The sequence below is a fragment of the Streptomyces caniscabiei genome (assembly GCF_014930365.1).
Taxonomy (GTDB): Bacteria; Actinomycetota; Actinomycetes; order Streptomycetales; family Streptomycetaceae; genus Streptomyces; species Streptomyces caniscabiei.
This window is the reverse complement of the sequence record NZ_JABXWI010000003.1, coordinates 291,889-309,708: the sequence shown is the minus strand read 5'-3', so window position 1 is coordinate 309,708 and position 17,820 is coordinate 291,889. Positions and strand designations below refer to the sequence as shown.

20 protein-coding genes are annotated in these 17,820 nt (G+C 71.3%); 8 read left to right on the top strand and 12 right to left on the bottom strand.

Going from position 1 to position 17,820, the window contains the following annotated elements:
• The first annotated feature begins 24 nt into the window (after positions 1-24).
• A complete protein-coding gene (locus tag HW837_RS09730; RefSeq protein WP_045559830.1) occupies positions 25-1,119 on the top strand; it encodes a LacI family DNA-binding transcriptional regulator in 1,095 nt (364 codons plus the stop codon).
• A 123-nt stretch (positions 1,120-1,242) separates the two neighbouring features.
• On the opposite strand, the gene HW837_RS09725 is transcribed toward HW837_RS09730, so the two are convergent.
• The 3 genes from HW837_RS09725 to HW837_RS09715 all read right to left on the bottom strand — a co-directional run bounded on the left by HW837_RS09725 (position 1,243) and on the right by HW837_RS09715 (position 3,344).
• Positions 1,243-2,058: an SAM-dependent methyltransferase gene (locus HW837_RS09725; protein WP_045559829.1), complete on the bottom strand. Its 816-nt coding sequence runs from the start codon at positions 2,056-2,058 to the stop codon at positions 1,243-1,245.
• A 136-nt stretch (positions 2,059-2,194) separates the two neighbouring features.
• Positions 2,195-2,407: a DUF397 domain-containing protein gene (locus HW837_RS09720; RefSeq protein ID WP_045559951.1), complete on the bottom strand. Its 213-nt coding sequence runs from the start codon at positions 2,405-2,407 to the stop codon at positions 2,195-2,197.
• A 61-nt stretch (positions 2,408-2,468) separates the two neighbouring features.
• A complete protein-coding gene (locus tag HW837_RS09715; RefSeq protein WP_045559950.1) occupies positions 2,469-3,344 on the bottom strand; it encodes a helix-turn-helix domain-containing protein in 876 nt (291 codons plus the stop codon).
• 453 nt (positions 3,345-3,797) lie between these two features.
• On the opposite strand from HW837_RS09715, the gene HW837_RS09710 reads away from it, so the two are divergent.
• Complete coding sequence (locus HW837_RS09710; protein ID WP_234442657.1) at positions 3,798-4,280, top strand: ATP-binding protein; 483 nt, start codon at positions 3,798-3,800, stop codon at positions 4,278-4,280.
• 210 nt (positions 4,281-4,490) lie between these two features.
• On the top strand, positions 4,491-5,402 hold the full coding sequence (locus tag HW837_RS09705) for an adenosine kinase (RefSeq protein ID WP_045559827.1): 912 nt from the start codon (positions 4,491-4,493) through the stop codon (positions 5,400-5,402).
• 4 nt (positions 5,403-5,406) lie between these two features.
• Here the strand turns inward: HW837_RS09705 and HW837_RS09700 are convergent, their stop codons facing one another.
• The 3 genes from HW837_RS09700 to HW837_RS09690 form a co-directional block, all read right to left on the bottom strand.
• Positions 5,407-6,009, bottom strand: coding sequence for a GTP-binding protein (locus HW837_RS09700; RefSeq protein WP_045559826.1), 603 nt, complete (start codon positions 6,007-6,009; stop codon positions 5,407-5,409).
• A 44-nt stretch (positions 6,010-6,053) separates the two neighbouring features.
• Positions 6,054-6,482, bottom strand: a complete 429-nt coding sequence (locus HW837_RS09695; RefSeq protein ID WP_033529372.1) for a roadblock/LC7 domain-containing protein — start codon at positions 6,480-6,482, stop codon at positions 6,054-6,056.
• 74 nt (positions 6,483-6,556) lie between these two features.
• A complete protein-coding gene (locus HW837_RS09690) occupies positions 6,557-6,889 on the bottom strand; it encodes a hypothetical protein (RefSeq protein ID WP_093789617.1) in 333 nt (110 codons plus the stop codon).
• An 818-nt stretch (positions 6,890-7,707) separates the two neighbouring features.
• On the opposite strand from HW837_RS09690, the gene HW837_RS09685 reads away from it, so the two are divergent.
• Complete coding sequence (locus tag HW837_RS09685) at positions 7,708-8,949, top strand: acyl-CoA dehydrogenase family protein (protein ID WP_045559825.1); 1,242 nt, start codon at positions 7,708-7,710, stop codon at positions 8,947-8,949.
• Between the two features lie 223 nt (positions 8,950-9,172).
• Here HW837_RS09685 and HW837_RS09680 read toward each other — a convergent pair whose 3' ends face one another.
• From HW837_RS09680 to HW837_RS09655, 6 genes are all read right to left on the bottom strand, one after another.
• A complete protein-coding gene (locus tag HW837_RS09680; RefSeq protein WP_045559824.1) occupies positions 9,173-9,757 on the bottom strand; it encodes a GAF domain-containing protein in 585 nt (194 codons plus the stop codon).
• 37 nt (positions 9,758-9,794) lie between these two features.
• Positions 9,795-10,397, bottom strand: a complete 603-nt coding sequence (locus HW837_RS09675) for a GTP-binding protein (RefSeq protein WP_045559823.1) — start codon at positions 10,395-10,397, stop codon at positions 9,795-9,797.
• Positions 10,375-10,743: a DUF742 domain-containing protein gene (locus tag HW837_RS09670; RefSeq protein WP_045559822.1), complete on the bottom strand. Its 369-nt coding sequence runs from the start codon at positions 10,741-10,743 to the stop codon at positions 10,375-10,377. Before HW837_RS09670 ends, HW837_RS09675 begins: the two co-directional genes overlap by 23 nt.
• Positions 10,744-10,747: 4 nt before the next feature.
• Positions 10,748-11,185, bottom strand: a complete 438-nt coding sequence (locus HW837_RS09665) for a roadblock/LC7 domain-containing protein (RefSeq protein ID WP_045559948.1) — start codon at positions 11,183-11,185, stop codon at positions 10,748-10,750.
• Positions 11,172-12,956: a sensor histidine kinase gene (locus tag HW837_RS09660; RefSeq protein WP_093789618.1), complete on the bottom strand. Its 1,785-nt coding sequence runs from the start codon at positions 12,954-12,956 to the stop codon at positions 11,172-11,174. The genes HW837_RS09665 and HW837_RS09660 overlap by 14 nt, the downstream gene beginning before the upstream one ends.
• Before the next feature lie 562 nt (positions 12,957-13,518).
• On the bottom strand, positions 13,519-14,475 hold the full coding sequence (locus HW837_RS09655; RefSeq protein WP_045559820.1) for a helix-turn-helix domain-containing protein: 957 nt from the start codon (positions 14,473-14,475) through the stop codon (positions 13,519-13,521).
• A gap of 362 nt (positions 14,476-14,837) precedes the next feature.
• Between HW837_RS09655 and HW837_RS09650 the strand changes: the two genes are divergently transcribed.
• Genes HW837_RS09650 through HW837_RS09635 form a run of 4 tightly spaced genes read left to right on the top strand, consistent with a single transcriptional unit; the run spans position 14,838 to position 17,725 of the window.
• A complete protein-coding gene (locus tag HW837_RS09650; protein ID WP_313895505.1) occupies positions 14,838-16,382 on the top strand; it encodes an ATP-binding protein in 1,545 nt (514 codons plus the stop codon).
• Positions 16,379-16,792, top strand: coding sequence for a roadblock/LC7 domain-containing protein (locus HW837_RS09645; RefSeq protein WP_045559819.1), 414 nt, complete (start codon positions 16,379-16,381; stop codon positions 16,790-16,792). Before HW837_RS09650 ends, HW837_RS09645 begins: the two co-directional genes overlap by 4 nt.
• On the top strand, positions 16,789-17,145 hold the full coding sequence (locus tag HW837_RS09640) for a DUF742 domain-containing protein (RefSeq protein WP_045559818.1): 357 nt from the start codon (positions 16,789-16,791) through the stop codon (positions 17,143-17,145). The genes HW837_RS09645 and HW837_RS09640 overlap by 4 nt, the downstream gene beginning before the upstream one ends.
• Positions 17,123-17,725, top strand: a complete 603-nt coding sequence (locus tag HW837_RS09635; protein WP_060882943.1) for a GTP-binding protein — start codon at positions 17,123-17,125, stop codon at positions 17,723-17,725. The genes HW837_RS09640 and HW837_RS09635 overlap by 23 nt, the downstream gene beginning before the upstream one ends.
• The last annotated feature ends 95 nt before the right edge of the window (positions 17,726-17,820 follow it).

The window sequence follows — 17,820 nt, the reverse complement described above, 5'->3', positions numbered from 1 at the left end:
GAACCCCGTCGAAAAGGATGCCGCATGTCACGAGGCACCACGGCCGGCGGCGCGGCCGGTCGTGAGCCCGGCGGAGCCGCCCGCACCCGCAGCCGACGCAACTTCGCCGGCTCCCGCCCGGTGATGGCGGACGTCGCCCACCTCGCCGGTGTCTCCAAGCAGACCGTCTCCCGCGTCCTCAACGACCACCCGGCGGTCCGGGCGGAGACCCGTGAGGCCGTCCTGGAGGCCATGCGCACGCTCGGCTACCGCCCCAGCCGCAGCGCCCGCTCCCTGGCCAGCGGCCGCACCCGGATGCTCGGCGTGATCTCCTTCGACGCGGCCCGCTACGGCCCCGCCTCCACCCTGACCGCGATCAACACGGCCGCCCAGACGGCGGGTTACCTCGTCAGCTCCATCGCTCTCGACACGGCCGACCGGGACACCGTCGTCCAGGCGGTGGACCGGCTCTCGGCCGAGGGCGCGGACGGGATCATCGCCATCGCCCCCCAGCGCCCCGTCGCCACCGCGCTCGCGGGCGCCCGCCCGGACACCCCGCTGGTGATGCTGGACAACGGCCTCGGCGACGGCACCCCCGTGGTCTCCTCGGACTTCACGGCGGGCGCCCGGCTGGCGACCGGTCATCTGCTGGACCTCGGCCACCCCACCGTCTGGCACATCGCGGGCCCCACCGGCTGGACCTCCGCCGACATGCGCGCCGCGAGCTGGCGCGAGACCCTGCGGGAGGCCGGCGCCCGCGTCCACGAACCGCTGGTGGGGGACTGGAGCGCCGACTCCGGCTACGCGCTGGGCCGGCGGCTGGCGGCCCGCCCGGAGGTCACCGCCGTGTTCGTCTCCAACGACCAGATGGCGCTAGGCCTGCTGCGCGCCCTGCACGAGGCGGGCCGCCGGGTGCCGGACGACGTGAGCGTGGTCGGCTACGACGACATCCCGGAGGCCGCGCATCTGCTGCCGCCGCTGACGACGATCCGTACGGACTTCCCCGAGATCGGCAGACGGGCGCTGCGGCTGCTGCTGACGCAGCTGGACGACCCGGAGGACGCCGGCGAGGCGCTGGAGAGGGACCCCGTCATCCCGGTCGAGCTGATCGTCCGGAACAGCACGGGCGCGGCACGGTAACCGCCGAACGCTGCGACGCCGGGCGCCGGTCCGCGACCCCGAGGGCGTACGGCCGTGCGGTCGGCGTGCGCGCGGAAGAGGGCGCGCCCCCGGCCCGGGGGCCGAAGAACGCGCCCTCCGGCCTCACGGCTTGCGGGCGATCGCCCCGTACATCGCGATGTCCTCGTCCCGGATGTCCTGCTCGCCCGTGCCGTCCGGGTGCCACTTGTGGACCTGGACGATGCCCGGCTCGACGAGTTCCAGGCCCTCGAAGAACTCGTGGGCCTCGTCGATGGTGCGCAGCCGCATCGGCATGTCGCGGGCCGCGTACTCGCGGGCGACCCGGCCCACCTCCTCGGGGGCGAACTCGGCGGTGCCGATGGTCATCGCCAGATAGCTGCCCGAGGGGAGGGGTTCGAGGAGCCGGCGGACGATGCCGACCGCGTCGTCCTCGTCCAGCACGAAGTGGACGATCGCGATCACGGTGAGCGCGACCGGCTCGCTCAGGTCGAGGGTGTCCCGGAACTCGGGGGAGCCGAGGACGGTCTCCGGGTCCTGGAAGTCCGCCTCGATGTACGCGGTCCTGCCCTCGGGGGTGCTGGCCAGTAGTCCCTGCGACAGGGTGAGGACGATCGGGTCGTTGTCCACGTAGACGACCCGGGACTCGGGGGCCACCGACTGGGCTATCTCGTGGAGGTTGGGGGAGGTGGGGATGCCGGTTCCGATGTCGAGGAACTGGCGCATGCCCGCCTTCTCGGCGAGCCAGCGCACCGCGCGGTTCATCCAGTCGCGGTTGGCGCGCATGTGGACCGGCAGCGCCGGCCACTCGTGCGCCATCGCGTCACCGGCCTCCTTGTCGGCCGGGTAGTAGTCCTTGCCGCCGAGGATGTAGTCGTAGATACGCGCGGAGTGCGCGTGCTCGGTGTCGATCCGGTCGGCCGGCCATCCGTTGTCGGGCAACGCCGTCCCTCCCATCAAGTCGTTCTGTCAGGTGCACGATCGGGCAGGGGCCGGGGGTTCGGCAAGCGACGAGAACCCCCGGATCCGCAAACAGGTGGTGCGTCAACGAGGCGTGGCAGCAAGCAGGTTGAAAGTTTCAGAGCAGAAAGTCGGCCTCGCCCGCCTTCACGCCGGCCAGGAAGGTGGTCATCTCGCGGGGGGTGAAGAGCAGCGCGGGGCCGTCCGGGTCGGTCGACTGGCGTACGGCGACCCGGCCGTCGGCGAGCTTCTTCACCTCGACGCAGGCGCCGCCCGCGTCGTCGCTCCACGGCCGGTGCCAGTCCTGGGCGCCGAGATCGCGGGCGGGCATGCCGTTGCGGACGTCGTTGTGTACTCCGTGGGTCGTTGCCTTGGATATGCGGTGGTGCACGTCAGAGCTCCTTGCGTAGCGCGCCGAGGAGGGCCTCGGTCTTGCGGGCGGGCGCCGACTGGGCGCCCAGCCGGTCCAGGGCCTCGCGGTAGACGACGACGTCGTCCTGCTTGTCGAGGTACACCGCGCCCACCAGACCGCTGAGGTAGACGATGTCGGGCAGCTCGGGGGCCCTGAACCGGAAGAGGTGGAACGCGCCGGCCCGCATCGCCGGATGCGGGCCGTTCTGGAACGGCATGATCTGGACCGTGACATGCGGCAGCCGGTTCAGCTCGATCAGATGGTCGACCTGGGCGCGCATCACGTCCGGTCCGCCGACCGGCCATCTGAGCACCGTCTCGTCCATCACCACCCACAGCCGGGGCGGCGCGGGGCGGGTGAGGAGTTCCTGGCGGCGCATCCGCAGCGCCACCCGCCGCTCGGTGTCCTCCGCCGCCGCGTGCGGGTTGCCGGCACCGAGCAGGGCACGGGCGTACTCCTCGGTCTGGAGCAGGCCGTGCACGAACTGCGCCTCGTACGCGCGGATCTGGAGCGCCGCCTGTTCCAGGCTGAGGTAGGCGGCGAACCAGTCGGGCAGGACGTCGCGGTAGGTGTGCCACCAGCCACGCTTGTTGGCCTCGCGGACCGACTTCAGGAAGGTCTCGATCTCCTGCTGGTCCCGTACGCCGTAGACCTGGAGCAGTTTCTCGACATCCGGCAGCCGCAACCGGGCGACCTTGGCGGCCTCCAGGCGGCGGATCGTGGAATGGCTGACACCGATCGCCTCGCCCGCCTGCTCGAACGTCAGCCCGGCGCGGGTGCGCAACTCCTCCAGCTGTCTGCCGAGGATCATGCGCAGTACGGAGGGGGCGCCGCCCCAGTCCGTTTCCGCGGTCACGCCCACCACCCCTCACGCCGAGCCACAGAGGTCATGTCGAACTGGATTACGGGTCCTGAGCGCTTTCGTTCACAGAATGCGCGTTGTTGTGCGAGTCGCTTCGAGAGCGCAGTCTGACACGATCTTGGCTCGAACGGGGGCAGCATGCGACCCACAAATTGCAAATTTCAACTTGCTGGTTGCGAGGTGTTGTTCGCGGATGCCACAGTGGTCGTACCGTCACGGTTCCGGCGAACACCGGAGCCGCGCGGCCAGGTTGGGGGAGATGTGGCCGCAACTGAGCGCTGTCCGGCGCGAGTTGCCAGAGCTCGCGGCGAGCGGCGAGGCGGCCGTGGCACCGGCACCCCACCGGTGCGAAGGGCCAACGAAAGGCATACGGCGATGGCTCCGCCCACCCTCCCCCAGTCCCCGGACCGGTTAGCCCCGACCATGTACCCACCCCTTGGCGCAGAGGTGTACGAACCCCACAGAGCGGGAGTCTTCGGACTGCCCGCGGTGCCCGCCTCGGCGGGCGAGGCACGCAGAACCGTGCGCGAACTGCTCGGCGAGTGGGAGGTGCGTCCGGAGACCCTCGAGGACGCGCTCCTGATCACGTCCGAGCTGTTCACCAACGCGCTGACCCACACGGACAGCAGTTGGATCGTGTGCCGGCTGCACTTCACCGGCAGCCGGCTGCGCATCGAGGTGGAGGACCAGAACAGCGGTCACGCACAGCCAGCCCGGCGTCGTCCGGGCCCCGACGACCAGAACGGGCGTGGGCTCATGCTGGTCGGCATGCTCAGCAGCGACTGGGGGGTGCGCGACACCCCACAACGGTCCGGTCGCGTCGTCTGGGCAGAACTGCCGTCGGAGGGCCGGGAAACCGCCGAGCCCGCCCCTCCGACGGCTTCGCACGAGAGCGGAGGGTTTCCCTTGACCGATCCGTCCTGGACGTAGACGCTCCGCTGGGAGAGCCGGATACGGCGCCCGGAGCCCCGCGGGGCCGTCCGTCGGTGCCGCGCCGCCCCGTCCGCCGATCCGTACTGTGTCGTCATTCGTCCGCAGCGCCGTCGTGGCTCGTCGCGCAGTTCCCCGCGCCCCTTCCGGGCGCGGGTGTCCGTCGGCGTACGCTGCCTTCGCAGTGAAGCCGTCGCCGCTGGAGGCACCGTGCGCAGCGAGTCCGAGATCGATGTCCTCGTGCTGGGCGGGGCGGGCGTGGACACCATCGTCTACGTCCCCGAACTGCCGCTCCCGTTCGCCGACAGTCATCTGGTGCCGGCCATCGAGACCCGGGCCGGACAGACCGGCGACTTCATGGCGGTGGCCACGCACGCACTCGGGCTGCGGACGCACCACCTCGACCTGCTCGGCGACGATCACGAAGGAGATCTGGTCCGCGCGCTCCACCGCGACCGGGGCATCCCGCTCACCGAGGCGCCGCTGCCCGGCGGCACCCGGCGCGCGGTGAACCTGGTCGGCCCCGACGGGCGCCGCTGCTCGCTCTACGACGGCAGCCGGAGCCAGGAGGTGGACGAACTGCCCCCGGACACGGTCCGCGCGCTGGCCGGGGTCAGCCGGCACGTCCATGTCTCCATCAGCCAGCCGTGCGCGGCCTCGCTGCCGCTGCTGCGCGAGCTGGGGGTCACCGTCTCGACCGATCTGCACGACTGGGACGGCGTCGACCCGTACCACGAGCCGTTCGCCCTCGCCGCGGACCTGGTCTTCCTGTCGGCCGCCTCGCTCCTCGACCCGGAGAAGACCATGCGCCGGATCACCGAGCGGGGCCGGGCCCGGACGGTCGTGGCCACGGACGGGGAGCGGGGCGCGTACCACCTCGTCGACGGCGAGCTGAGTCATGTGCCGCCGGTGGCCCCGCCGACCCCGGTCGTGGACTCCAACGGGGCGGGCGACGCCTTCGCGGCGGGCTATCTCTTCGGCCGGCTCACCGGCGAACCACCGCACCGGTGCGCCCTCTTCGGCGCCATCGCCGGCGCGTACGCCTGCACCGTCCCCTCGACCCGCACCGACGCGATCGGACGCACCGAACTGCTGGCCAGGGCCGAGGAGTTGACTCGCTGAGTCCTCAGCCGGGGCGGAGCCCCGCCGCCACCAGGCGGGCCTCCATCCTGCGCCGGGCCGCGCCGAGCACCGCCAGCAGCAGCTCCTTGCTGGAGTGGCGCTGCCGTACGTCGCAGAGCAGGACCGGGACCGCGGGCGAGAGGTCGAGGGCCTGGCGGACCTGCTCGGCGTCCACCTCACGCTTGCCGTCGAAGCAGTTGACGCCGACCGCGAAGGGGATGTCGCGGGACTCGAAGAAGTCGACCGCGGGGAAGCAGGCGTCGAGCCTGCGGGTGTCTGCGAGGACCACGGCGCCGAGGGCACCGTTGCACAGGTCGTCCCACATGAACCAGAACCGGTCCTGCCCCGGTGTGCCGAAGAGGTACAGCACCAGCTCGGGGGAGAACGTGATCCGGCCGAAGTCCAGGGCGACGGTGGTGGAGACCTTCTTCTCGACGCCCCTGAGGTCGTCCACGCGTCGGCCCGCCGAGGAGATGTGCTCCTCGGTCGCCAGCGGGGTCACCTCGCTCACCGAGCCGACCATCGTGGTCTTGCCGACGCCGAAACCGCCCGCGATCAGGATCTTCAGGGCGGTGGGCACGAGCGGCCCGGAGCTGACGGACACCATCCATCACCCTTTCGACGAGTTCCAGGCCCGGCGGCCGTCGCGGCTCACGCGTCCTGCACGTAGCCGGACGGCGTTTCCGAACGGGGCGCCGCGCTCAGGTACTTGCCGACCTGCTTGACCAAGGTGCCCATCTCGAAGGCCATCATGCCGACGTCCACCTCCTCCGAGGCGATCGCCGCCAGCCGAGCGCCCCGCCCCGCGGCGGTGACGAAGAGGAACGCCCGCTCCATCTGGATGACGGTCTGCTGGACCTCACCGCCCTGGAAGTGCCGGGCCACGCCCCGGGCCAGACTGTGCATGCCCGAGCCGACGGCCGACAGATGCTCCGCGTCGTCGAACCGGATGTCCTTCGACTTGCCGATGAGAAGGCCGTCGCCGGAGAGCACGATGGCGCAGTGGATCTCGGGTATGCGCTCCACGAGTCCGTCCAGCAGCCAGTCCAGTTGGGGACCGGGTCGTTCCTGCTCAGTCATGTCGTGCGTGTTCCTCACGGTCGGTCGGCGCCGGGGGAGGCGCCGGGTCGTCGGGGCGCCGGGGGCAGCGCCCGTCAGGAGGCCTCGGGCCCTGGTCGGGGTGCCGGTCGGCCGTCGGTGGCAAGGGTCTCGCCGGTGCCGGGGATCCCGGACGTGGAAGGGGTGCCGTCGGGGGCGTCGTCGGGTCCGGCGAGCCGGGCGCGTGCCGTGCCCCGCTGGATCGCCACCATGACGCGGGCCAGCTCGTCGGGGCGGAGGGTGTCCTCGGTGTCGCCGCCGGCCGCCGAGGGGGCGTCGGCCGTGTCCTCGCGGAGCCGTGGCGGGGCCGGGGTGTTCCGGGCCCGCCGGGGCAGGCCCTGGGGGAGGGACGCGGAGCCGGTCCCGGTGCGGGGCGTGTCACCGCTCATCCGGGCCACCGTTGCGCACCGCGTGGGGTGCCGGTGGGGGTCCCGCCGCGCGACTCGCCTCGCGCGCGGGGGAGGGTGCCTGGCATCTGATTCCTCGTACGACAGTGAACATCCGACGGCGGTGGGGTGCGCCCGCGAGCCGCCCGGCATCCCCTGTGCCCGGCTTGACACACCGTCGGCGGAAGTCGGCGGGCGGACGGAACGGTATCAGGACCCGAGCCCCGTCGTCAGCACCCGCCCGGCTGGGGCTCCCTCGCGGGGCGTAGGCAACTCGCCACCGGGAGGCACCACTTGGCGCGGTGATCACGAGGCCGGGGCGGGTGCCGGGGCGGATCCCCTGAGCGGAGGATTCCGGGGCACACGGAAAGCTGACTTGTCGACACGGCGACCTCGCAGGATCGGCACTCCTCGGTCACAACCGAGTTCGGGAGGTGTGGCTTGAAATCTATGGTTACCTGCTCAAACCTGCACGCGGGGCGCCGCGGTTTGGTATTCGGCGGAGCGCGGCCCGGAAGAACCGTGTGCCGTACGGTGTTTGGCTGGTGGTCAGGTTCGTCGGCGCCGGGTCCCGAGTCAGGACAGTCGGTCAAGTTCGGCGAAGAAAGTATCAAAATGTGGACATCAGCGTATTCGTATCTCACATTTGGGCTCACATTTCAACTGTCAATGTTTCGGCCAAACCCCCTAAACGATCTTGGCGTAAGAGGTTGATTTGTAGACCATGTTCCACGTCGGTCAGACTCCCAACCGGAACCACGATCCGACGCACAGCCACCGCGTCTCCCCCGGGCGCGGGGAAACGCCTAGAAGGGCTTGGCGTGGAACACGTCTTCACAACCCAGGATCACGAAGATCTACGGCAGCGCGTACGCGAGTTCGCCGAGCGGGTGGTACGGCCCCTGATACCCGAGATGGAGGCCTCCCGTACCGCACTGGTGGGGCTCTCCCGTCTGATCGCCCAACAGGGCTGGATCGGAGCCACGATCGACCCGGCCCACGGCGGCATGGGCGCCGGTCACCTCGCCAAGACCATCATCATCGAGGAACTGTCGCGGGTGAGCGGCGCGATGGGCGCCATGGTCCAGGCCTCCCAGCTGGGCGTCGCCAAGATCATCCACTTCGGCGACGACAGCCAGAAGCGGTACTGGCTGCCGAAGATCGCCGCGGGCGAGGTGCTGCCCACCATCGCCGTCACCGAGCCGGGGTCGGGGGGCCATGTGGCCGGCATGGAGAGCAGCGCGGTACGGGACGGCGACGACTACATCCTCAACGGCCGCAAGGTCTTCGTCGGCAACAGCCATGTGGGCGACGTGCACGGTGTCGTGGTCCGCACCGGGCCCGGCTCCAAGGGCATGACGGCCTTCCTCGTCGAGTCCGACCGGCCCGGCTTCTCCCTCGCGCCCCAGGTGCCCTCCATGGGCCTGCACGGGTTCAGCTTCGGGGAACTCGTCTTCGACAACTGCCGGGTGCCGGCGGCCAACCGGCTCGGCGCGGAGGGCGAGGGGCTGGCCGTCGCCTACTCCTCGTCGGTCCTCTACGGCCGCCTCAACCTGACCGCGGTGTCCCTCGGCATCCACCAGGCGGTGTTCGAGGAGACCGCCCGGTACTGCGGGGAGACCCAGCGCTACGGCAAGCCGCTCGGGCACCTGCCCAACATCAAGATCGAGCTGGGGCGGATGCTGCAGCGCCTCACCCTCGCCCGGCAGAGCGCCTATCTCGCCGCGCACCTGCTGGACAACGGGCGGCCCTGCGACGTCGAGTTGATGTCCGCCAAGCTCTACAACGTCGAGGCCTCCATCGAGTCGGCCCAGGAGTCCGTCAAGATCCACGCCGCCTGCGGCCTGTTCACCGACCGTTCGGTGGAGCGCTATCTGCGCGACGCCTTCCACATCTACGCGCCCGCCGGCACCTCCGAGATCCAGGGCCTCAGGCTGGGTGAGTTCGCGCTCGGCGAGAACAAGGGCGAGTGGTCCGAACGACTCGCCGATCTGGTCCGCACGCCGCAGGTCGAGCAGCGGCGACCGGAGCGGGAACCGGTCCCGGTCGGAGAACTGGTCTGAGGCCCGGCACCCGTGCCCCGCAAGGGGCGCGGGGCTGTCTCGACCTGCGGCTCCGCCGCGTGGGCGCGACCAGCCCCCACCGGCCCGCAGGTTCGTCACGGCGCAACCGGACGGGAAACGCAGAGAACCGCGGACACGACGACGTGTCCGCGGCTTTCGTGTTCCGGGTGCCCGGCGGCCCGCTTCCCCTCGACCGTGACGGGCCGACGGCGCCCGGCCGGTCTCAGTGGCCGGTGGCGATGGCCTGGATCCGGTCCGACATCTCCTGGGCCATGTGCTTGATGATCTCCAGCCGCTGCCGGCCCCACGTACGGGAGTCGGTGTCGACGACGCAGATCGTGCCGAGGTTCATGCCGCCCAGCGCGTCGACGAGCGGCGCGCCCATGTAGGAGCGGATGCCGATCTCGTCGACGACCGGGTTCCCCGCGAACCGCGGGTAGTCGCAGACGTCGTCGAGCACCAGCGCCGCCGTCCGCTTGACGGTGTGCGGGCAGAAGCCGTGGTCCAGACGCATCTCCCGGCTCATCGAGGTCTCGGCGGCCTGCCCCTGCGCGATGTTCACGGGACCGGCGTCCGGCGTGTAGAGCCCGGCGAAGAACTGCCGCCTGTCGTCGACGAAGTTGACCATCGCGTACGGCGCGTCCAGCTCCAGGGCCAGCCGGCGCGCGAACGCGTCGAACTCGGCCCGGGGGGTGTCGGCGAGCCCCAACTGGGCGAGCCTCGCGGCACGCTGCGGCGCACCCGGATCCTCGGGGGTGAGGAGCAGGCGGTCGAGCGGTGGCTCATAGGAGGAATAGGGGCTGTTCATCGGAACTCCGTTCGAGGTCGGCTGAGTTGAGTAGGGATCAACGGAGCGCGGGCGGCTGGTGCGACGCCACGCCGGGTGTCATGCCGAGCAGATGCTGCACGAGTTCGACGAGCACACCCGTGCCGGAGCTGCAGTGCCGGGCGTCGCAGAACACGATCGGTGCGTTGGACTTCAGCCCGATGGCGTCCCGGACCTCCTCCAGGGAGTACTGGTACGCGCCGTCGAACTCGTTCACCCCCACGACGAACGGGATGCCGCGCACCTCGAAGAAGTCCACCGCGGGGAAGCACGCGTCGAGCCGCCGGGTGTCGGCGAGCACCACCGCGCCCAGCGCCCCGTCGGACAGCTCGTCCCACATGAACCAGAACCGCTCCTGCCCGGGGGTGCCGAACAGGTACAGGACGTGGTCCGAGCCGAGGGTGATCCGGCCGAAGTCCAGCGCCACGGTGGTGGTGGACTTCTCCTCGATCCCGGCGAGGCTGTCCGTGCCGGCGCTGGCCGTGGTGATGACCTCCTCGGTGCTGAGCGGCGCGATCTCGCTGACCGCCCCGACGAAGGTCGTCTTGCCGACCCCGAATCCGCCCGCCACGAGGATCTTCAGGGCGGTCGGGAAGGGGTCAGAGTCGTGCGCGTAGGCCATCGAGCACCGCCTCCAGAACTTCTCGGTTGGCGGCGGAGGCCGCCTCTACGGCACGGGGCGCCCGTGCCGTGAGCGCCTCGTGCTGCACCAGGTCGGACAACAGGACTTTGGTGACCGCGATCGGCAGGTTCATGCGCGCGGCCACCTCGACCACCGGCACCGGCCTGACGCACAGCCCGAGCACCATGTCGTGATCGGGGCCGAGGTCGGCGAGCGGCCGGATGCCGGTGGCCATCACCAGGGTGAGCAGGTCGAAGGACGTCGAGGGTCGAGTGCGCCCGTTGCTGACGGTGAACGGCCGGACTAAGCGGCCGGCCTCCTCGTCCAGGAACAGCTCGTCCGTCATCGCGTCACATCCCCGCGCTGGTGGGCGCGATGGTCGGGCGGCGGGCCGGCGTGGCGAGGAACGGCTGCACGGCCCGGATGAGCATGCCCATCTCGTAGCCGAGCGTCTCGGTGTGCGTGGACGCGTCCGCGGTGACCGCCAGCACGGCGCCGTGACCCGCCGAGGCCACGATGAGGATGCCGTTGTGCAGCTCCACGATGACCTGGCGGACGGTGCCGCCGTTGCCCAGCACCCTGTCGTGACCGAACGAACGGCCCAGGGAGTTGAGCCCGGAGGCTATCGCGGCCAGCCGGTCGGCGTCGTCGGTGCTCAGATCCACGTGCGCCTTGCTCAAGCCGTCGGACGACAGCAACAGGACCTGCCGGGTACCGGGGACGGTCTTCTTGAGGTTGTCCAGCAGCCAGTCGATGTTCTGCCCGGTGGGGTGGCTATCGCTCACCATGGTGGGGTTCTTCTCCTTGCGGTTGGGGCGGGGCCCAGCGCGCGTCGTCGACGGGGATCGCGTCGGAGGTCGCGCCGGCGAGACCGAAGCCTCGATTGATTCCGGCCAGGAGGCCGGGGCTGAAGTTCAGTTCCTGCTCGGTGGTGTCGGGACGCGGAGCGGGCCCCTGGCGGAGTTCGGGGGCCAGGTGCTCCATGGCGCGCCGCTTGGGCAGGTTCGGCCTGCCGGACCCGCCGGAGCCGTGCGGGGCGGGCGCCGGACGCTCGTACCCGGAGGTGCGGTACTCGGACCGTACGTCGGCGAGGGGCTGGGGCCGCTCGTGCCGGGCGGCCGCCGGGGGCGGTACGGGCGCGACCGGCCGCTGCGGGGCGCCCGGCGGGGGACCGGCCGGGGAGGCGGTGCGGACCGGGGGAGCCGCGTGCGCGGGGGGTGGCGCGGCGGCCGGGGGAGCCGCGTGCGGAGAGGGCTGCCAGGAGGGCGCGGGCGTCTGCGCCGGCCGGGGGGCGGCGGGCGGCCGTGCCTGGACGGGCGCCTGTCCCTCCTCGTCGCCGAGCAGGCCCTGCGGGAGGACGAGGATGGCCTGCACGCCGCCGTAGATGTTGCCCTGGAGCTGGACCGCGATGCCGTGCCGGCGGGCCAGCGAGGAGACCACGAACAGACCGATGCGGCCGTCGGCGAGCAGCTTGGCGACGTCGATGCGGGCCGGGTCGGCGAGCAGGGTGTTGATCCGGTCCTGGTCCTCCTGGGGGATGCCCAGGCCGCGGTCCTCCACCTCGATGGCGATGCCGGCGGTCACCCGGCGGGAGCGCAGGAGGATCTGGGTGTCCGGGTGGGAGAACATCGTGGCGTTCTCGACCAGCTCGGCCAGCAGGTGGATGACGTCGGCGACCGCGTGGCCGCGCAGCGTGCCCTCGATGGGCGGCACCAGTTTGACGCGGGAGTACTGCTCGACCTCGGCGATGGAGGACCGCAGCACCTCGGTCAGCGTCACCGGGTTCGTCCACTGGCGGCGGGAGACCGCGCCGCCGAGCACCGCGAGGTTCTCGGCGTGCCGGCGTATTCGGGTGGCCAGGTGGTCGATGCCGAAGATCCGGCGGAGCAGGTCCGGGTCCTCGACCTGGTTCTCCAGATCGTCCAGTTCACGGATGGTGCGGTGGACGAGCGACTGGAGGCGGCGGGCGAGGTTGACGAAGACCTCGACCTTGTCGCTGTTGTCGTCGGAGGCCGCCTGGAAGTAGCTCGCCGCCCAGACGAGCGCCTCCCGGGCCCGGTGCTGGGCCTCCGTGACGTCGTACTCCAGCTTCTGGTACGGGTCCTCGCCGCGCGAGGCCTGGTAGGTGAAGCCGCGCGAGAGCAGCTGCTCGCCGCGCTTGAGACGGGTCAGGTCCTCGTCCAGCGCCCAGTTGCCGCTGGTGATGGCCTGCCGCAACGATTCGGCGCGCTTCGCCTCGGACCTGGCCCGCTTCCTGGCCGCCAGCACGGCTCCGGCCAGACAGCCGCAGCCGAGGACCGCACCGCCCGCCAGCACCCCCCACGTGGCGGCGTCGGCCGTGCCCTCCTGAAGCCGCAGCAGGGTGCCCGTGACGGCGGTGGATATTCCGGCCATGAACGCGGCCGGGAGAACGGCGAGCCGGGTCAGCCGGGGCTGTGCGGCGAAGGAGTTGGCGGAATCCGACACCCCGGGCTTTCCGTGCCGGTGACGGGGCGGGGGAGTCGTGGTGTCCCGCCGACCGTGATCCGGGGTCGTTGCGAAGGGTGGGGGTTCAGGCATCGGAGTCCTCTCGATCAGCCAGTACGCGACAGAGTAGCGAAGAACGTCAACTATCTGACCAGCGGTCCTAGACGCTCAGGGGAGGTCTGTCACCTGAGGTGCCGTCAGCGCGGCAAGGGTCTGCGACGCCTTTCTACCTCCTTCCCGCGAGGCGGCGGGACAGCAGTTCTTCACACCTCGGCCACGGCGCCGCGCCGTCTGTGAAAGAGGGGTCGCCGGGAGGCGGGTCACCTGCGGATTCGACCGTTCCGGCCGTCGATACCGGCCGCGTGGAGCGCATGATTCACGCCAGCGTGCGCCGTGGTGCCTCGTGTCAACGCCCCTCGCGGCGAGCCGGGTCGGGTGCGAAAGGGGCGAGGTCGCACACGGTGGGCGCGACGCGCTCCAGGAACATTCACACCACGAGGGGCGGAAAGCGGCCAGGGTCGACCGCCGGTCATGCTTTGGCTAAGCTTTAGACTTCAATGGAACGATACGCCAGGCCGGTGTGAGAACCTACTCGGCGGGTCGTGCCTGTTGTGCTGCCCTGGCTCGAACTCCCCTGTGTTCATGCGGAGTTGACTCAGCGTATGCTCTGCCGCATCTCCCGTGGACTGACGCCGTAGCGTCGGCGGAAGGCCGTGCTCAGAGCGCTCGCGGAGGAGAAACCGGCGGAGTAGGCGAGATCCGTGATCGTCAGATGCTCGCACTCCGCGCAGAGTAAGCGGTCCCGGACCAGCCGCAGCCGCTCCTCCCGGATCAGCTCCCGGGGCGTGGTGCCCGCCTTCTGCAGGGCCAGCTGGATCTGACGCAGCGACCAGCCGAGCGCGCGCGCCACCGCCGTACCCGTCAGGTTCGGATCGGCCGCGTGGTCGCGCACATAGCGGCGGACCATCGCCTCCACCTCGCCCAGCTGCCCGGGGGCGTCGGGGCGGTCGTCGCCGGCGGCCAGCATGCACACCAGCTCCACCACCCGGTCGGAGACGGCGTTGAACTCCGGGTCGGTGAGGTGCGCGCGCTCCTCGTGCAGCCCGGTCAGCATCGAGCCGACGATACGGCCGAGACCGGTCGCCAGATCCAGCCCGCTGGCCACCGGCGACCTGCTGTTGAGCCGGCCGTCCACCTCGCGGGCCGGAATGGTGAAGATGAACGCGTCGATGGCGTCGCTCTGCAGGCACTGGAACGGTGACGCGAAGGTGACCAGCGCCGCCGTGCCCGGGGTCAGCCGGGCCTCCTCGCCGTCCTGCCGCAGCACGATCTCACCGCTCGTCGGCACCAGCAGCCGGTAGTCCTCGTCCGGGTCCTGACGCACCTGGCGCATCGTGCGGGTGTACTCGATCTCGTCCGACCGGTACTTCACCAACTGGTAGGTGTCGGTGCGCTGACGGACGGTCTCGCCGCGGAAGTTCTCCGACCGCGCGTATCTGAAACCCATCCGCGACTGGTACGAGCCGATCCGCTCGGTCCAGAAATCGGCACGCTCACGAGGGGTCAGCTCCTCGGTGGTCAGCGCCTCGACGCTGTAACTTCCCGCGGGCAACGTTCTCCTCCCCGGTGCCGGGCCCCCGACGACGTCCTCGTTGTCTCTATACGGTCCCCCATACGGAAATCTTCAACTACTGCATGATCAAAGATGGTTACCGTCCGGTCGGACCAGGAAGGCACCCTAGCGTGGCAAGCGGTTGCCATGCCGCCCGGACCGAGTCGTCGAATATGCCAGGGCAAACCTCACCGCACACATCGCGCCCCGTGTGCCACTCATGCGCCCCGTGACAACTTCCCTGCGCGTCACGGAAAGTGTCCGCGCGGTCGCGCCGCTAGCGTCGTGCGCTCCGTCAACTCCCGCCGGCGTCCCGGGACCCCCGACGCCCGGGGACTTGAGGACGTTAGGACGCGTACTTCATGACCGAACCGATATCGCAGGCGGTGACCTGGGCCCTCGCGGCGGGCCTGTTCGCCACCGCCGTACTCCTGCTGCGCCAGCACCGGATCACCAGGCGGCAACGCGGAAGGAACGCGGTCCTGGCCGACGACGTACGGGCCCGGGAGGAGGAGCTGCGCCGGCTGGTCACGGTCCGTCTGCCGGCCCTCGCCGATCACCCCGGCCAGGCCGCCCCCGGCGTCGGACCGCTCGACGGCCGCCTCGCCGGGACGGAGTTCGGCAAGGGCCTCGACGAGGTGCTCGCCCGTTTCTCCGGCGCCGTCGAGCACGCGCAGCATCGCGCCGACCAGTCCGCCAAGGCCGCCCTCAAGGCGTCCATGCGCTCGATCCAGGCCCTCGCCAACGAACAGCAGATGTCCATCTCCGAGATGCAGGAGCGGCACGACGACCCCGACGTGCTGCGCGACCTCCTCGAGATCGACCACACCAACGCCCAGTTCGGCCGACGCGCCCAGGCCATCGCCGTGCTCTGCGGCTCCTGGCCGGGCCGGCAGCGGGCCACCTCCCCGCTGGTCGAGGTCGTCCGGGGCGCCACCTCGCGCATCCGCGACTACCGGCGCGTCCGGGTCCACGGCCGGGTCGACCTCGCGGTGGTGAGCCGAGCCGTGGAGCCGGTCGTCCTCGCGGTCGCCGAGCTCCTCGACAACGCGGCCCGGCACTCCCAGCCCAACACCACCGTCGAGGTCGACGTCCAGCCCGTGCACAACGGCGCATGCGTGATCGTCGACGACGCCGGCGTCGGCATGGACGCCCACGCCGTGCAGCGCGCCACCCGGCTGCTCACCGGCGACGGAGAGGTGGACGTCACCCGCCTCGACGACCCGCCCCAGTTCGGCTTCGCCGTCATCGGGATGCTCGCCCGGCGCTACGGCTTCACCGTCTCCGTGGACACCCGCTCGCCGTACGGCGGTGTCCGCGCCGTCGCGTTCCTGCCCACCGTGCTGCTCACCCAGCTGGAGCCCGCCGCCCCGGAGCCACGGGCCGAACCGGCGCGCGTCACCGGGGCCGCCCCCGGCCCCCGCCCGGCGACCGTCGAGGCCGCCCCCGTCGACACCACCGAGGGCGGACTGCCCAAACGCCGTCGGCGCACCCCCCGGCGGACCGCGGCCCCCGAACCGGAGCCCGTGGCACGGGCCGAGGAGCCCCCCGGCCGGTCGCCCGAGGAGAACGCCCGCCTCATGGGCGCCTTCGCCCGCGGCACCCGCTTCGGCCGGGCGGCCGGACGCATCCTCGACGAGGAGGAGTACGTCCGGGATCCCGGCCCCGAAGCCGGACGGGAACCCGGCCCTGGAGCCGGACTCGAAGCCGGACGTGAACCCGGCCCCGAAGCGGGACTTGAACCCGGCCCCGAAGCCGGACTCGAAGCCGGACGTGAAACCGACCCCGGAGCCGGACGTGAAGCAGACCGGGGGGCCGGCTCCGACCGTGAGCGTGGCTCCGCCGATGCCGTCGCCGACCCCGCGTCGCCCACCCCCCACGAGAACGAAGGGACCCCCCACGCATGATCGAGCCCACGAACAACGAGCTGGGCTGGATGCTCGACGACGTGCTGAAGGTCCCCGAAGCACGGCACGCCATCCTGCTCTCCGCCGACGGCATGCTCCGCGCCCACTCCGCCGACATCGGCCGCGACGACGCCGAGCGCCTCGCCGCCGGGCTCTCGGGACTCCAGTCCATCAGCCGCAGCACCTCGGAGTTCTGCGGCCCCGCCGACCGCCCGTGGCGCCAGACCCTGATCGAGTTCGGACACGGCTTCGTCTTCCTCGTCGCGGCCGGCGAGGGCGCCTATCTCGCGGTCTCCACCGGCGACGAGGTCGACATGGAGGCGGTGACGTACCGCATGCACAAGCTCGTCGACCGGCTCGGCAAGGAACTGTCCAGCCCGGCACGGCTGGACACGGGCAGCAGGGCATGACGCCCCGCCGGCCCCGGGGACGACTGGTGCGGTCCTACGTCGTCACCGACGGCCGCGCCCGGCCGACCCGCAACACCCTGGACCTGGTCACGCTGCTGGTCGCCGCGACCGATCTGCCGCTGACCGGTCTCAACCCGGAGAAGCGCCGGGTGATGGACATGTGCCGGCCCGGCTCGCTCTCCCTGGCCGAGGTGGCGAGCCACCTGGAACTGCCGGTCAGCGTGACCAAGGTGCTGGTCGCCGACCTCATGGACAGCGGCCACATCGTCACCCGCGCACCGATACCGCCCGCCCGGCCGTCCGACGCCCGCATCCTCCAGGAGGTCCTCGATGGGCTCCGCGCCCGCCTCTGACGACGTCTATCTGCGTCCCACCGTGCGGACGGCGGCCAAGCTGCTGGTCGTCGGTCACTTCGCGGTCGGCAAGACCACGTTCGTCGGCACACTCTCCGAGATCCGGCCGCTGCGCACCGAGGAGGTCATGACGGAGGCCGGCGCGCTCGTCGACGATCTCGCCGGCACCCGGGACAAGACCACCACCACGGTCGCCATGGACTTCGGCCGGCTCACCCTCGACGACTCCCTGGTGCTGTACCTGTTCGGCACCCCCGGGCAACAGCGCTTCACCAGGCTCTGGCAGGACATGACCCGCGGTGCCCTCGGCGCGCTGGTCCTCGCCGACACCCGCCGGCTGTCCCACTCCTTCGACGTGATGGGCGTCCTGGAGGAGCTGGACCTGCCGTACGCCGTCGCCGTCAACGACTTCGAGGGCGCCCCCGTGCACGATCTGGCCGAGGTGCGCGAGGCCCTCGACCTGCTGGACGAGACCCCGCTGGTGCGCTGCGACGCCCGCGACCCGGACTCCTCCACCCGGGCGCTGATCGCCCTCGTCGAGTACCTCCTGGGCCGCACGACCGAACTGGAGCCCGCGTGACCCCCGCCCCGCCGTCCCGCCCGACCGGACCCTCCGACACCCCCGGTCCTTCCGGTACCTCCGGTCCGCCCCCGGGCTGCCCGGCCCACCAGCCC

Bases quoted from the DNA above. Each gene is read 5' to 3' on its own strand.
- HW837_RS09665 (WP_045559948.1), bottom strand. From the start codon at position 11,185: ATGGTGAGCGATAGCCACCCCACCGGGCAGAACATCGACTGGCTGCTG.
- HW837_RS09690 (WP_093789617.1), bottom strand. From the start codon at position 6,889: ATGAGCGGTGACACGCCCCGCACCGGGACCGGCTCCGCGTCCCTCCCC.
- HW837_RS09640 (WP_045559818.1), top strand. From the start codon at position 16,789: ATGACGCCCCGCCGGCCCCGGGGACGACTGGTGCGGTCCTACGTCGTC.
- HW837_RS09650 (WP_313895505.1), top strand. From the start codon at position 14,838: ATGACCGAACCGATATCGCAGGCGGTGACCTGGGCCCTCGCGGCGGGC.
- HW837_RS09730 (WP_045559830.1), top strand. From the start codon at position 25: ATGTCACGAGGCACCACGGCCGGCGGCGCGGCCGGTCGTGAGCCCGGC.
- HW837_RS09695 (WP_033529372.1), bottom strand. From the start codon at position 6,482: ATGACTGAGCAGGAACGACCCGGTCCCCAACTGGACTGGCTGCTGGAC.
- HW837_RS09670 (WP_045559822.1), bottom strand. From the start codon at position 10,743: ATGACGGACGAGCTGTTCCTGGACGAGGAGGCCGGCCGCTTAGTCCGG.
- HW837_RS09660 (WP_093789618.1), bottom strand. From the start codon at position 12,956: ATGCCTGAACCCCCACCCTTCGCAACGACCCCGGATCACGGTCGGCGG.
- HW837_RS09635 (WP_060882943.1), top strand. From the start codon at position 17,123: ATGGGCTCCGCGCCCGCCTCTGACGACGTCTATCTGCGTCCCACCGTG.
- HW837_RS09680 (WP_045559824.1), bottom strand. From the start codon at position 9,757: ATGAACAGCCCCTATTCCTCCTATGAGCCACCGCTCGACCGCCTGCTC.
- HW837_RS09700 (WP_045559826.1), bottom strand. From the start codon at position 6,009: ATGGTGTCCGTCAGCTCCGGGCCGCTCGTGCCCACCGCCCTGAAGATC.
- HW837_RS09675 (WP_045559823.1), bottom strand. From the start codon at position 10,397: ATGGCCTACGCGCACGACTCTGACCCCTTCCCGACCGCCCTGAAGATC.
- HW837_RS09645 (WP_045559819.1), top strand. From the start codon at position 16,379: ATGATCGAGCCCACGAACAACGAGCTGGGCTGGATGCTCGACGACGTG.
- HW837_RS09720 (WP_045559951.1), bottom strand. From the start codon at position 2,407: ATGCCCGCCCGCGATCTCGGCGCCCAGGACTGGCACCGGCCGTGGAGC.